Here is a 15,950-nt window from a genome sequence, read left to right on the forward strand (position 1 = left end):
TTATATAGTATAGAAAAATATACTCGGGTTAAGATTATTCAGATTCACAAAGTGTAGGATATACAATTTGTTTTAAGATCATTAATTAGAAAGTCTTAGTAATTTAGAATTATTTGATATAGCTAAATTAATAGTTTGAATATTATTATAATTGACTTTATTATATTAATTACTAGGTAATAAGAAAACAATCTTCTATTCATTAGCAAATGGTATTCTAGAGAAATGTAAAATAATCGATAGGAACGAGGATTATATGAAATTCAAAACACAGGTCATTACATGTTTTGGTATTATTTATGGGATATATGCGATATTTAGTGTTTACCACTGGACTAGTATGAATAACTATGAACAGGATATTAGAAATTATATAAAAAGCTACAGGATACTTAATTTGACTCAATCTATACAGGAGGGATTGAATGTTTACAGCAAAGAATCTAGAGAATTGTTTGCCAATCCACCTAGTGAATTTACAGAACAATTTACAAAAAAACGGGATCATGCCCTCCAAAATGTAAATAAAGCAATAGATGCCCACCAAGAGTTGGATGGAAGCAGAGAATCGCAAGAAATCGTAAAGCAATTAAATACTAGTATAAAAAAATATTCTGAAATAGATAAAGAAATGGATATACTATTAAAAGAAGATAAAAAAGAGGAAGTAACTCAACTTTACTGGGATCAGGGGAGAGAAGCTGGAGAGACAATGATTGGTCTTTCTAATCAACTACAAACTGCGCAAAAGGAAAGAACGAAAAAAGAATTAAACCAATCTCTCAAAAATTATACTCAAACTACGAAAGTTACTAAACTATATATCATTCTAGATTACTTCATGGGCAGCGCATTACTAAGTTGGATTTTGTGGAATGTCACAAGAAGACTAAACAAGGTCAGTTCTGTCATGGATGAAGTGAATTTTAATAGTTTGGAAAAATTACCGCGTATTAATATGACAACGAAAGATGAAATTGGGAAAATTGCGGTCTCATTTAATGAAATGGCTCAAGCACTTGAAGAGCATACACTTCATGAAAAAGAGTTAAAAAATGCTACTGAAGAGCAGAGCTGGTTAAAAACAAAAGTGGCTGAATTCGCTACCATGTACTCTGGAATAGACGACCTAGAGACTTTAGGAAATATGTTCATTACAAAACTCACGCCGATTATAGGGGCGAATTACGGTATTTTCTATATAAAACGGAGCATAGGAGATGAGGATGTTTTTCAAAAAATTGCTGCCTATGCTTATAATCAGCAGAAAATAGGAACAGATACCTTTCGTTTAGGGGAGGGACTTGTTGGACAGTGCGCATTAGAGAACCGAATGATCGTGCTTAACCAAGTTCCTAGTAACTATATTAAGATTACTTCTGGTACGGGTATGGCATCACCATCAGAAGTACTCATTATACCAGTGGAATATCAGGGAGAGGTATTGTCTGTTATTGAATTAGCATCCTTTCAATCTTTTAGTCATTTAGAACAACTGTTGCTAAAAGAGGTCATAAAGAATCTTGGTATCAACATTCAAAGTATTATAAGGCATATGCAGGTAGAAAGGCTTCTTCAAGAGTCGCAGGCATTGACGGAAGAATTACAGAGTCAATCTGAAGAGCTTCAATCACAGCAAGAGGAATTAAGAATCGTTAATGAACAAATCGAAACGCAATATGAAAATGCTGAAAAGAAAACGAGAGAATTGGAGAATGTACAAAGTATTCTAGAAGAAAAAGCACAACAGTTATCCCTTAGTTCACAATATAAATCGGAATTTCTTGCCAATATGTCCCATGAGCTGAGAACGCCACTTAATAGTTTGCTAATTCTAGCTCAAATGCTAGCAGAAAATGTCGATGGAAATCTTACAGCAAAACAGGTGAATTATGCGGATACAATCTTTTCGTCCGGAAATGATTTACTACATCTAATCAATGACATTTTAGATATATCAAAAGTGGAAGCGGGAAAAATGGAAATAACGATGAATGAGGTAAACCTTAGTGACGTGAAGAAATTTGTTGAATCACAATTTATGCCCGTCGCACGTAAGAAAAATATTCAATTCAACATTCAAATGGCTTCTAATTTGCCAATATATATTCATACTGATACACATCGTTTACAGCAAATTTTGAATAATTTATTATCAAATGCATTTAAGTTTACCAATCATGGTACAGTTTCCTTAACCATTCAAAAAGTTGAAAAAGGAATGTTTTCAAAACAGAGTGATTTCCTCCTTTCAGATATAGAACTTGCATTTTCTGTTAAGGATACTGGAATTGGGATTCCATCAGAAAATCATGCTATTATTTTTGATGCTTTTAAACAAGCAGATGGAACAATCAACCGCAAATATGGAGGAACGGGGTTAGGACTTTCCATTAGTCAGGAAATTTCCCGCTTATTAGGTGGTTTTATTGAAGTTGAAAGTATAGAAGGTAATGGCAGCACATTTACTTTATATTTGCCTAATAATAAAAACTTGAACAAATCGGTAATATCACTTTCTGAAGCAGAGGTAGCCACAGGTCTTTTGGAGGACCCTAGACTTGGACGTATCACTCCTGTTGTGCCTCCACTGCATACCGAAGAAGCACGTAAACAGTTACATGAAAGAAAAGCGTTGCTAGAAGGGAAGAAAGTACTAGTCGTGGATGACGATATGCGTAATATATTTGCCTTAACAACGGCTCTGGAGAGTTATCATGTTGAGGTGATATTTGCGGAAAATGGCAGAGAAGGAATTGCAACTTTACAAAATAATTCAGACGTTGACCTGATTCTAATGGATATTATGATGCCTGAGATGGATGGGTTTGAAGCGATTCAATTTATCCGTCAAATTCCCAAATTTCAAAGTCTTCCTATTATTGCCCTTACAGCAAAAGCAATGAAATATGACCGAAATCAATGTATTGAGGCGGGAGCATCTGATTATATTAGTAAACCGGTAAATTTGGAGCAACTTATTTCAATCATGAGGGTATGGCTATACAGATAGGTGGGAGTTTGCTGTGATGTAAGGAGTAATGACAAAAGATGAATAATAATAGATATAAGGTCCATAATGAATTGGAAGAAATTGAGATTGATTTATTACTAGAAGGGATTTACCGCTACTATGGGTTTGATTTTAGAAACTATACCTTACCGTTCTTAAATCGTAGAATTTGGAATCGCATACGTGAAGAGAAAATCGCAAGCATATCAGGTTTACAGGAGAAAATTTTTCATGATCCATTCGTTATGAATCGCTTGCTTGATGATTTCTCTATTAATGTGACAGAGATGTTTCGGGATCCAAGTTTTTTTTTATCATTTCGAAAAAAAGTAGTCCCTTTTTTAAGGGACTATCCTTATATTCGTATTTGGCATGCAGGTTGTTCGACTGGAGAAGAAGTTTATTCGATGGCCATTCTTTTACATGAAGAAGGACTATATGAAAAAACGAGGATTTACGCGACGGATATGAATGAAAACGTTTTAGATGTTGGGAAGGAAGGGAAATTTCCGCTACATAAAATGCAATTATATACGAAGAATTATCTTGCGTCAGGAGGGACGAAAGCTTTTTCAGAGTATTATAAAGTGCAACATGAAAATGCTATATTCCATTCATACCTAACGAAAAACGTGGTCTTTGCACAACATAATTTAGTGACCGACCGATCATTTAATGAATTTCATGTGATTATCTGCCGGAATGTCATGATTTATTTTGATAAAGTGCTTCAAAAAAGAGTATACAATCTCCTTCATGAAAGTTTAGGCTTATCTGGAATTCTTGGTTTAGGCAGTAAAGAAGCGATTAAATTTACGAGCATTGCAAACTATTATGAGGAGATTGATACGCTTGAAAAACTATACCGAAGGATCCAATAAATTTTTTTCAAATCAAGTCCATACATTAGATATTCATGAAATTGAAACGACAAGTAACGAGACAACGAGTCAAAAAGTGAATATTTTAATGGTTGATGATTATCCCAAAAACTTATTAGCCTTGGAAGCTGTGCTTAACTCCTCTGAATATAATCTGGTAAGTGCAAGATCTGGTGAGGAAGCATTAAAATGTGTGCTTAAACAGGACTTCGCTGTCATTTTATTAGATGTGCAGATGCCTGGGTTAGATGGGTTTGAAACGGCTAAACTCATTAAAGAAAGAGAAAAATCGAAGTATATCTCGATTATTTTTATAACGGCGATTAATCAAACGACAGAGCATGTTCTGCGCGGTTATAGCCTTGGTGCGGTTGACTATATCTTTAAACCTTTTCATCCTGAAACGTTAAAAATGAAAGTGCAAGAGTTTGTAAAAATTTATCAAAATCATGACAGAATGAAACTTCAAAGTGATTTACGTCGTCGGTCTGAGCTTCAAGTCGTTAATGAACAACTAGAACGTACAACTTTTGATTTACGAAAAAATGAAGCACTAGCTAGAGTGATTGGTGAAACATTATTAGATACGATTATTACGTTTGATGTACATGGTTATATTTTATCAGTCAATCCTGCTGTAAAAGATATGTTTGGTTATTCTATGGAGGAATTACTAGGGCAACATGTCATTAATCTTTTACCTGAAGTGAAGTATCCTAATGAGGAATCTACCCCTTTGCAAATGGAAGCTCTTCGGAAGAGTAAAGGGCAACTTCTTGAAGCCATTGCATCTCACAAAAAAGGAGGGGCGTTTCCCGTTGATGTTCAAATTGGTGAAGCGACAATAGATGAAGAACATATTTATGTCCTATCGATTCGTGATATCACGGCACGGAAAAAAGCGGATAGTGAAAAAAAACAACAGTATACGATTCTTGAAAAATTGGTAGAAAAAAGAACGCAGAAACTAATGATCGCCAATGAGCAGCTCCGAAAAGAAATTGAAGAGCGAAAAAAAATCGAAGAAGATCTCCGCCTCTCACAGGAACATTTTTATAAAATTTTTGAATCAAGTCCTTGTTTGATTGAGATTCGCTCATTAACAGATGGGAGATATATAAATGTAAATCCAATATGGTTAAACAATACTGGCTATAGTTATAAAGAAGTGATGCATCAAAACAGCCCAATCTTACACCTTACGGAAAATTCCATTAATGAAGAGATTCATAGTTTGGAAACCCAAAAGAGTATTAAAAATGCAAAAATTCAATATCAGACAAAGTCTGGTGAAGTTCGTGAAGGGTTGTTATCAACGGAGATTATTGAAATTCAAGGAGAAACTTGTATTCTTAGAGTGATTACAGATATTACGGAGCGTGTTCGACTTGAAAATGAGATGGCTCGTTTAGATCGTTTGAATTTAATTGGAGTTATGGCTGCTGGTATTGCTCATGAAATTAGAAATCCCATGACTACAGTCCGAGGGTTTTTAGAATTGTCAAAAGGCGATCCTGAACATTTAAGCATTAAATATATTGATTTAATGTTGGCAGAACTAAATCGAGCTAATTCGATTATTACTGAATATCTTAATTTAGCTAAAAATAAGGTAAGTTATAAAACACCTCAACCCCTTAATCCAATTATTGAAGCACTCTATCCCTTGATACAGGCAGAGGCTTTACGGACGGGTAAGACAATCCTGCTTCAGTTGAACGAATGCCCTGAATTATTTCTAGATGAAAAGGAAATAAGCCAGTTAATTTTGAATTTATCTTTAAATGGTCTAGATGCAATGGAGTCAGGAGGAATCCTAATAATAAAAACGTATATGGAAGATCAAGAGGTTGTTTTGGAAGTGCATGATGAAGGGTGTGGAATAAAGACGGAATTACTTCAAGAAATCGGAACTCCTTTCTTTACAACGAAAGACACGGGAACAGGACTGGGATTAGCAATCTGTTATAGTATTGCTAATCGTCATAATGCGGTCATTGATTTAAAAACAAGTGAGGAAGGAACCGTCTTTTTTATACGATTCAACCAACAGGAAAGAATTAGTGTAATTAACTAGCAGACGGGTAATTCTAGAAAAATATGATGAAAATATTTGCTATTATACGATGGTACTTTTCATATGAGCTATGGTTGGATCATTTAAGATGATTGGCTAAGAGAAAAAATGAACGAGGAATCGTTCATTTTTTCTTTTAAGTAGCCTGTTTTAGTAAAACCTTTCATTTTCTTTTTGAACTTAATCAAGTCTACTATTATTGAGAGGGAATCAACACTTGAAAACCCTTACATTATTTGCGTTTCTACATGGATTTAGTTTTCTCAGGTTGGTTTGTCAAACATGTCTCTATATAATCTTTTCCCCATTCATACATAGAATCAAGGATAGGTAAGAGACTTTCTCCTCTTTCGGTTAGTGAATATTCTACTTTCGGTGGAACTACGGGAAATACTTCACGGTTCACGACGAGATCATCTTCAAGATCCCGTAGTTGACTTACAAGCATTCGTTGTGTAATACCTGGCATCATAGATTTTAATTCACCAAACCGCTTCGTTCCCTCTTTCCCAAGATGCCACATAATTAGCATTTTCCATTTACCGCTAATGATTGATAGTGTTAATTCCTTCTCGCAGTTAAACGTCTTGTCAATAGGATGTCTCAATTGTTTTCCCTCCATATAATTGGATTGAATAACCTGAACAATAGTGTGCTTTTCTATACTATATAATAAAAAAGTGCGTACTTACAATTAAAGTGTTCGAATATTATAATAATTTTTAGAAGGGTTCACAATAAATTTATAGTCAGTACATTCAATCATATGTAAAAATATAAGGGTTTTGCTAAAAAACGGGAGGGAATAGCATGAATGGTGTAGCGGTTCCGCGTGATATCAATGTAGATGAAAATGCTTTTAAAACTTTAAATCCATTGGAATTGGATTCGTTGACATTTGTTTTGTTTGGAGCAACAGGAGATTTAGCTAAACGAAAAATTTACCCGTCTTTATTTCATTTATTTTTAGATGGAAAAATGCCTAAATCCTTTACAATTGTAGGCTTAGGAAGAAGAGAGTGGTCTGATCAAACATTTCAAATGCATGTAGAAAAATCATTGCAAACATTTTCTAAGCGGTTAAAAAATGAGGACGCTTCCAAAATGAGTGAGTTTCTAAGTGCATTTCGTTATAGTTCGTTGGATGTTACAGATCATGACGGGTATAAGCAGGTACTTGGCATGGTGCAGGAACGCGAAGAAGAGTTGGGGATCCCTGAAAATCGGCTGTTTTATTTATCTGTCGCACCAGAGTTCTTTGATGTGATTTCTCAGAACATAAAAAAAAGTGGATTAGGGTCCATTAAAGGATGGAAGCGTCTTGTCATTGAGAAACCATTTGGACACGATTTGAAATCAGCTCAAGCATTAATTACAAAGCTAAGCGAAGCATTTGAAGTAGATGAAATTTATCTGATTGATCATTATCTTGGAAAGCCAATGGTCCAAAATATGGAATCTATCAAGTTTGCAAATCCTATGTTTCAATCATTATGGAATAATAAACATATTGCTAATGTACAAATCACGGCAAGTGAAACTGTTGGTGTAGAAGAGAGGGCCGGATACTATGACCAAGTAGGGGCGATTCGTGATATGGTCCAGAATCATATGTTGCAACTCGTCATGATGACGGCCATGCAGCAACCAACACGGATCAGCGCAAACGAAATTCGTAATAAGAAGAGAAAAGTCATGGAATTCCTTAGGCCATTACTGAAGGCCGAAGTAGTGAGGGATGTGGTTCGCGGCCAATACGAAAAAGGGTATATGAACGGAGAACTAGTTCCAGCCTACACAGATGAACCTAGCATTGAGGGTACCTCAATGAATGATACATTTATTGCTGCTCGTTTGTGGATTGATGATCCTTTTTGGAGTGGAGTTCCGTTTTATATACGAACAGGCAAAAGGATGAAGGAGAAGTCTACAAGAATCGTGATTGAATTTAAAAATCCAATAAAAGATTTATATCAGGAAAAAAACGAAGAAACAGCTCCAAATCTCCTAATTATTGAAATCGGTCCGAACGAAGGAATTTCCATACAATTCAATAGTAGAAATCCATTAAACCATGGAAAAAATGAGTCTGTTACAGGGAGGTTTTTGGCTAACAAAAAAAGTATGCCAGAAGCTTACGAGCTCCTGTTATCTGATGCTCTGCATGGGGATTCCACTTTTTTTGTTCAATGGAAAGAGGTTGAGCTATCTTGGAAATGGGCGGAACCTATCTTAGAGGCATTTGAGGAAAATAATCTTCCGCTTCATTTATATCCGTCAGGTTCCATGGGTCCAGAAGCATCTGAACAATTATTACAAGAGGACGGATTCAAATGGTGGTAGGTAACCAACGCTGTTAGAAAAAACACTAAAATAAATTACCGACGGAGTGAACTCCGATTACAAGTGCGACATAGAAGAAATACAACTTGAACGTAGATGTTGTGATATCCCTTAGATGTATAGTGGAAGTTTTTCAGTTTAATGGGTATATAACCGTGGTAGGGAATGGAATGTATGTTTGTGTTAAATGTGATGGATATTTGAAAATATTTGATGTCGGGAGGGAACGAGAAATGAGGGCAAGAGTAGCCATCAATGGTTTTGGGAGAATCGGTAGACTCGTGTTCCGTAAAGCAATCTTGGATGAAACTCTTGATGTAGTAGCAATCAACGCAAACTATCCTGCTGAAACTTTAGCTCACTTAATAAAATATGATACTAGCCATGGTAAATTCGAGGGAGATGTGGTTTCTTGCGATCAAGCCTTAATTGTAAATGGGCACCGCATTCAGTTATTAAGCAGTATGGATCCGAGAAGTTTACCTTGGGAACAACTTGATATAGATATCGTTGTTGAAGCCACAGGGAAATTTAATTCGAGGGAGAAAGCCGCTTTTCATCTGGATGCAGGGGCTAAGAAAGTCATTTTAACGGCTCCAGGGGAAAATGCAGATGTGACCATAGTCATGGGTGTTAACGAGCATGATTTAGAAATTGATAAGCATTTTATCATCTCAAATGCTTCGTGTACCACGAATTGCCTTGCTCCTGTAGTAAAGGTACTGGATGAACAATTTGGTATTGAAAATGGATTAATGACGACCGTTCATTCGTATACAAATGACCAAAAAAATCTTGATAATCCTCATAAAGATTTACGTCGTGCCCGTGCCTGCGGCCAGAGCATTATCCCAACGACGACCGGTGCCGCGAAAGCACTTTCTCTTGTGTTGCCGCAATTAAAGGGCAAAATGCATGGTATCGCGCTTCGTGTCCCTACTCCCAATGTGTCACTTGTGGATATCGTCGTCGACCTGAGACAGGACGTAACGATGAATGATATCAATGATGCCTTTCAATCTGCTGCAAATGGCTCTTTACATGGGATTTTGGAGTACACGACCGAACCGCTGGTTTCTATTGACTTTAATTCAAATCCCCATTCAGCTATTATTGATGGACTATCTACGATGGTGATTGGAGATAGAAAAGTGAAGGTGCTAGCATGGTACGATAATGAATGGGGATATTCAAACAGAGTCGTGGAGCTTGTAAAAATTATTGCGAAGGAATTGAAAATTTTATCCCAAATTAAGGTCGGGTAGGATAAAAGAAAAGAATGATATTATTGTCAGTTCTTGCCCCAGCGAGGACTGACTCGTCATTTCTTATACGTTAATTTGCTCGTGGAATTAGAATGTGAGAAAACGGGGAACATATACAGTTGTTGATCGGTGCCAATAATAGCGAGTCCCTGTGCCTTCTTGTCAATATGTCCCGTCAAATTTATCACCTACATTATAACTTTAGATACTATATGATAATAAAGTGCGTACTTACTTATTGATATTATACGAGTTATAATGATTAGTACACGGATTATCCTAAATATTAAATATGTTATAGCTCGAATAAATGAACTGGTACAGAAACCATCTTCAATCGAATGAATGTTAATGATGTGAGTGAACAGATTGTTGTGAAGGGGAAATGGAAGATGCACCCACGCTTTATAGTGACGATAAGCAAAGAATAGGAAAAGAACCCAAAGTGGATATCGGAGTCCATCTCGTTTGTGAACCAACTTTGGAAATATGATATCAGTTACTAAAGTAGGAGCGAAGACTAGAATGCAACATAGTTATACTATATGAAGGAGATTAGAAGCTTTGTACAATCTACTTAATTGACCTTTTTTGTAGTATATAAGATCAGAATATAGTAAGCGCTTTCTTTTTTGTTTTGATTATTTAAATATAGAACAGGAGAATGCTACCATGGAGAAGAAATATTGTATTCATTGCAAAACTCTTTATACGAAAGTGACAATATGCTATGTGTGTGGAAAAAGTGAATTCCAAGAAATAAAAATTGATGTTCAACGTCAATCGCAGTCAGAAATAAAGGGATGAACTCGATTACTAGTCATTTCACAAATATCTGGAGAAGGACTACAAATTAGTTAACTTGTCTTTTAATTAGCGATGATGGAGCTAATTGCTAGGAATATGAGGCTTAAGATACTGGCCATTTGTATGGAACAAAGGAGTAAACGAATATTCAAATACAATATCCGACAAAAGTATTTTTGGTAAATGATGGTTAAAAACTATTTAAATAGAACGAAAGTAAGCATGTTATTTTAAAAATTTGTTATTGAAAGGAGCCAAGCATATGGGAACAATTATTTGTAAAAACTGCAATGAAATCATTGAAAACTATGAGGGTGTAAAGGTAAGTATTCATTATTCACAATGTGGTACATGTCTAGAAGATGTCTCTAAAAGAGTAGATGGTGGACAATAACGATAGATAAAATATTTTCTCTTTTAAAGTATATTTCATATACTATATGATAAAAAAGTGCATACTTCATTTTCAGAAAATTAAGAACTATAATGAGTCATAGAACAATTGACTCATAAAAAATAATAAGGGGGGAAGAATTCATGGAACTTCAATTAGCATTAGACCTTGTCAACATCCCAGAAGCAATCAAGTTAGTGAGGGAAGTAGAGAGATCTATTGATGTTGTAGAAATCGGGACACCGGTTATTATTAATGAAGGCTTACGAGCTGTAAAAGAAATGAAAGAGGCATTTCCTAAACTGACAGTATTAGCAGACTTGAAGATTATGGATGCAGGTGGGTATGAAGTCATGAAAGCATCTGAAGCGGGTGCTGATATCATTACGGTTCTTGGTGCGACGGATGATGCCACAATCATAGGCGCAGTAGAGGAAGCTAAAAAACATGGGACAAAAATCCTTGTAGATATGATTAATGTAAAGGATATTAAAAAGCGAACATATGAAATTGATGCACTTGGTGTAGATTATATTTGTGTACACACCGGTTATGATCTTCAAGCAGTCGGAGAAAACTCATTTGAACAACTACAAATTATTAAACGGATTGTGAAAAATGCGAAGACAGCAGTAGCAGGAGGCATTAAATTAAATACACTGCCAGAAGTCATTCAAGCAGAGCCTGACCTTGTCATAGTAGGTGGTGGTATTACTGGACAAGAAGATAAAAAAGATGTTGCAGCTCAGATGCAAAGATTAGTGAAACAAGGCTTAGTTAGCCAAGGGTAATGCCAGCGTAGATGATTCAATATGCAGCTAAATGTGTGAAACAGTTAAACTGAATCACTGCCTATCAAGTGGAAAGATTGATAGAACGGTACGTTGGATCTAAAGAGTCCGTAACTGGTGTTACTAACAAAATGTATGCGCTGTCAAATGACGACTACTTAACAAATTAAAACGTTCCAAATTAAATGATTTATCCTATTAATTTGGAAATGAAGATATCTTTTGTTTGGTAGACTTTTTTTTAGAAATTGCCAGTCCAATTCTCAACAGGGGGGATGCTTATGTTACTAGTGATAAGTACGTTACTAGTAATCATTTATACAATTATCTGTATCATAAATATTTATAAGCATAAAGACAAGTTGAAAAATATGACAGGTATGACGGTTGTCATGGTATTAGTGATGGCTAGTGGTTTAGTGATCGGCTTAATTGCGGGAATCGCATTAAAAGGGGACTTAACACTTTCTACTATTATAGCGATGAGTTTAAGTATTGTAGTGGGAATTATAGCAGGAAGAGCCATTAACCTTCTTACCCTTGTGGAAGGAACTGCAGCTGGACTAATGGGTGGAATGATGGGAGCGATGCTAGGAGAAATGTTGCCTTCCGATCGTTATGTACTCATGCTGGTATTCACAGATGTTCTTTTTATGATCGGTGTTCTATTCATCATTCTCTTAATCAATTCTGAATTAAAACGTGTTAAAGAATCCATTTCTTTTTATCCCCGTACTGTTTCATGGATCGTAACATTAGTTATTTCTACCGTCATTATACTTACTTTTGCGCAACTCGAAACAAAGCCTGTACTTAGCGATTCTAATGTTCAAGAAGAACATCTTCACCACCATAAATGATTAAAATTTCATCGATAGAGAACCTAGTGAAGAAAACGGAATACGGGCACGAAAATTTGGGATTTTTGTAAATTAAATATTTATAATGTATGTGGCGGAAATTATCATAATGTAATAGTTACCTATTAACGCTCATCTAATGTAATGAAATTCTGAATATTAAATTACATTGAGCTGAGTTTATTTCTAAACACCACATAATGATGGCCTTATTTAATCGAGGATAATTGGATCTAAATCGAAGAAGCATCGCTTAATATGTTCTGAACTTGTTTAACCAGTTTTGATTATGTGTGATTTTTAGGGATTTTTTACTGATTCCAATCAACCAAACTTTATAAAAATCTTCATATAATTGTGATATTTAAAGGCTAAATGATGGTATCAGATAGTGTTTTATAGGCTGTTTTCAAATACTCACTATAAATATCCACCTATTTCCGGTAATTCAGTAAAAAATCATTCTTGGAAATGGCTATTTTGGACAATTTATAGAAACTAATATATGGGGGTCTTTTTATGAGTGATAATTTGGAATTAAAGAAAGTCTTAGGGCCGATACAAATATGGGGATTAGGAGTAGGTATCGTAATTTCAGGTTCCTATTTTGGGTGGAATTATGGCTTAGCTGAATCTGGTTATGTCGGCATGTTAATTGCTACTGCTATAATCGGTGTAATGTATGTGACGCTGTGTTTGTCACTTTCGGAGTTATCGACAACGATGCCTCACGCAGGGGGAGCCTACGCTTTTACACGGAGAGCAATGGGGCCTTTAGCCGGATTTATAACGGGTGTGGGTGTTACTTTGGAGTTTGCCGTAGGGACAGCGGTGTTTACCTCGGGTGCTGGTTATTACGTGAATTTTCTAATTCCTGAAATCCATCCTATTCTTGCTGCCGCAGTTCTATATGTATTTTTCTTTATTGTACACATATTGGGTGTGAATGAATATGCAACAATTGAAATGATTCTTGTTACGATATCTGTAGGTGTTGTCCTACTATTCTCTTTTTATGGGATGCCACATATTAGTGCTGAGAAGTTATTTGGGGGAGACCTTATTCCTGGGGGGATTGCTGGTATTTGGGCAGCTCTACCTTATGCCATGTGGTTGTACATCTGTATGGAGATGTTACCGATGTTATCAGAAGAATGTCGTAATCCCGTTAAAGACATGCCTAAAGGTATTATGAGGGCTATTTTTACACTTGTTATCCTTGCTGTCCTTGTAGTCACGGTCACTGTAGGTCTTGGAGGATCTGCGGGTACGTCTACAGAAGCAAACCCTCTCTCTTATGCAATTGCTAACGGTGTTGATAAAAATTCATGGTTAATTAGTGTCCTTTCTGTAGTCGGTCTTTTCGGGATGCTATCAAGCTTAGCAGGAGCGATCTTGGCTTATTCAAGACAAACATTCGCTTTAGCGAGAGCTGGTTACTTTCCTAAATTTTTAGCGAAATTAAGCGAAAAACGCCGTACTCCTTATATGGCGATTCTTGTGCCAGGGGTAATAGGTTTCGTCTTTGTACTAATGTTTAATCCAGATCGATTAATATTAATTGCCACGTTTGGGGCATTGGTATCATACGTTATGATGAATGTATCACTCATGATTCTGCGTAAAAAAGAACCGAATCTTGCACGCCCCTATAAAGCACCATTTTATCCAGTAGTACCAATTATCTCTATTATCATAAGCATTATTGCTTTGTTTTCCAGCATCTTTAAAGATCCTACCTTCTTCTTTATTAACGTAGCCATTTTCACAGTAGCCGTGATTTATTACTTTGTCTGGGCAAGGTATCGTATCAATAAAAATGCTCCAGAAGAACGATTTGCTATGGAAGAAGTAGCAGCAGATGTAGAAGTAGAGGCTAAGTAAAAAGTGAAAAAGAAGATACCGCATACCCTAGAAAAAGATCATGTATTTGGGTTTGAAGGCTAACCGCCTTTTTGAAATAATTGTGGCAGCGATGTATCCACCGGCATCAAGGACCAGTTGGATAGTCACATCCTATTCTATACGTTTTACTAAAGCATCTATCCCGTCTTCAAGTATGGATAGATGCTATTTTGTATGCAAGAAGTACTTTACAAGAAATATAAGAGTTTACTAGATGCTTTTAAAAAGGAAAATCGTATATTGATACTTTATGGGTATATAAGTGTGATAACTCGGAGAATATAAGAATAGGAATAAAAAATCAATAAGAGGGGGAAATAAACATGACTATAAAAAAATTGTTATCTACATTTACATGAAAGGCGTATTGAATTAATGATCTTAATTATATATGCCAATAATTTAATCATACTTATTTTAGATGAGTCTGAATAAGAAGAGGCAATCGACAGCGCTGTGACGAGGAAGATTCAACTTCTAACAGAAAAAGAACCGAATGGGGGTTCGATATAAAGTACGTGTGAAATTTGTAAGCATGTTAGTTGTCAAATACATCTGTAAGCGTTATCATTATGTTAAAAGGAGTTATATTACAGGTGAATTAGAGGGTAAAGTATCCATTGTAACAGGTTGGGGTTCTGAGGTTTGTGAATCACAGTTCGCCATCAAACCTAAAGTTTGAATGACCTTCATTTAATTTTCTATGGAAAATTTGAAGTGGAGGATTCCTACGAACACCGTGTATCCACTCGTTTCGATAAAAAACTAATAATCTATGCTATGCGTAACTAAGAGGTAGAATAGAAAAAGGTGAAGGGAGCTTGATTGCATATGGAAAAGCAATTGCCTAGAACCCCGTTAGAGCCCGAAGTGACTGCTGAGATGGTATTAGACAAAGCCATTCGTGATTTCCGAAAAGAGAAACTAGAAAAGGCAATCGATCACTCATTGAAAACCCGAAATAAGGAAGAATTCATACGATTAACGGAAGAATTAAAAAATATGAATTAATACAGTTGATACAACTAATTGTAAAAATTCAACAAATAATAATAGAAGTCCCCTTCTTCAAGGAATGTGTAGGGCGTTAGCTCAATAAGTAGGAAGGGGTCGCTCACCTGTACCTGATAAAATGAACAGTTTAAAAAACCAATCCATTCCTATGTAGAGCCCGATTAGTCGTATATGCAATATATATAACGCTTGTTATTAAATGTTATTTCAATCCAACAGTTGAAGAGGTAAGAGATATGGAAAATGCAGTGAGGCAGTCAATCCTCACTGCATTTTTTGCGTAAATGGTTGCTGCTCATCGCAACGGGTTTTGAAACGCCAAAAAATCTAGGGCAATCTCTTATGTGATCGGCAACCATGCATTCTCCGTTCGGAACCGAATTCTTATTTAAATGAAAGAGCTCCAAGAAATAATCACGACTACCGTAGCATCGACTTGGTAGATATGCAACAACTCCACAAAAAAATATAAGTAATATTATTGTGATTCAGAATATTCTTTTTAATTAGCGATTTTGTATTTACATTCTTCGGAAATGCTACTATAATTAATCACAATAATTAGATAATCATGATTATAAAAAGGAGAGCACCCCAAGT

11 protein-coding genes are annotated in these 15,950 nt (G+C 35.7%); 10 read left to right on the forward strand and 1 reads right to left on the reverse strand.

Translation table 11 applies throughout. The features are described 5' to 3' along the window. Window positions 1–256: 256 nt before the first annotated feature. From ACIQZI_RS20155 to ACIQZI_RS20165, 3 genes are all read left to right on the forward strand, one after another. A complete protein-coding gene (locus ACIQZI_RS20155; protein WP_403076539.1) occupies window positions 257–3,013 on the forward strand; it encodes a response regulator in 2,757 nt (918 codons plus the stop codon). Window positions 3,014–3,051: 38 nt separating this feature from the next. Further along, window positions 3,052–3,894, forward strand: a complete 843-nt coding sequence (locus ACIQZI_RS20160; RefSeq protein WP_403076542.1) for a CheR family methyltransferase — start codon at window positions 3,052–3,054, stop codon at window positions 3,892–3,894. An 88-nt stretch (window positions 3,895–3,982) separates the two neighbouring features. Next, window positions 3,983–5,971, forward strand: a complete 1,989-nt coding sequence (locus tag ACIQZI_RS20165; protein WP_483878426.1) for a PAS domain S-box protein — start codon at window positions 3,983–3,985, stop codon at window positions 5,969–5,971. 244 nt (window positions 5,972–6,215) lie between these two features. Here ACIQZI_RS20165 and ACIQZI_RS20170 read toward each other — a convergent pair whose 3' ends face one another. Then, entirely contained in the window at window positions 6,216–6,593 is a 378-nt protein-coding gene (locus ACIQZI_RS20170; protein WP_172796909.1) for a winged helix-turn-helix transcriptional regulator, read from the reverse strand. Between the two features lie 260 nt (window positions 6,594–6,853). Between ACIQZI_RS20170 and zwf the strand changes: the two genes are divergently transcribed. From zwf to ACIQZI_RS20205, 7 genes are all read left to right on the forward strand, one after another. Then, window positions 6,854–8,314, forward strand: coding sequence for a glucose-6-phosphate dehydrogenase (zwf, locus tag ACIQZI_RS20175; RefSeq protein WP_403076816.1), 1,461 nt, complete (start codon window positions 6,854–6,856; stop codon window positions 8,312–8,314). A gap of 233 nt (window positions 8,315–8,547) precedes the next feature. Further along, window positions 8,548–9,579, forward strand: coding sequence for a glyceraldehyde-3-phosphate dehydrogenase (locus ACIQZI_RS20180; protein ID WP_403076551.1), 1,032 nt, complete (start codon window positions 8,548–8,550; stop codon window positions 9,577–9,579). Window positions 9,580–10,648: 1,069 nt separating this feature from the next. Continuing rightward, window positions 10,649–10,780 (forward strand): GapA-binding peptide SR1P, encoded by a 132-nt coding sequence (locus ACIQZI_RS20185; RefSeq protein ID WP_157279684.1) that lies wholly within the window; start codon window positions 10,649–10,651, stop codon window positions 10,778–10,780. Window positions 10,781–10,923: 143 nt separating this feature from the next. Continuing rightward, entirely contained in the window at window positions 10,924–11,571 is a 648-nt protein-coding gene (gene hxlA, locus ACIQZI_RS20190; RefSeq protein WP_062186860.1) for a 3-hexulose-6-phosphate synthase, read from the forward strand. Window positions 11,572–11,852: 281 nt separating this feature from the next. Continuing rightward, complete coding sequence (locus ACIQZI_RS20195; RefSeq protein ID WP_403076555.1) at window positions 11,853–12,431, forward strand: hypothetical protein; 579 nt, start codon at window positions 11,853–11,855, stop codon at window positions 12,429–12,431. Window positions 12,432–12,950: 519 nt separating this feature from the next. Further along, window positions 12,951–14,315 carry an ethanolamine permease gene (gene eat, locus ACIQZI_RS20200; RefSeq protein WP_403076558.1) on the forward strand — a complete coding sequence of 455 codons (1,365 nt, stop codon included), beginning with the start codon at window positions 12,951–12,953 and terminating at the stop codon, window positions 14,313–14,315. An 852-nt stretch (window positions 14,316–15,167) separates the two neighbouring features. Continuing rightward, window positions 15,168–15,347 (forward strand): IDEAL domain-containing protein, encoded by a 180-nt coding sequence (locus tag ACIQZI_RS20205; protein ID WP_062186866.1) that lies wholly within the window; start codon window positions 15,168–15,170, stop codon window positions 15,345–15,347. The last annotated feature ends 603 nt before the right edge of the window (window positions 15,348–15,950 follow it).

It is taken from the genome of Peribacillus sp. NPDC096379, assembly GCF_044762875.1.
Classification (GTDB): Bacteria; Bacillota; Bacilli; order Bacillales; family DSM-1321; genus Peribacillus.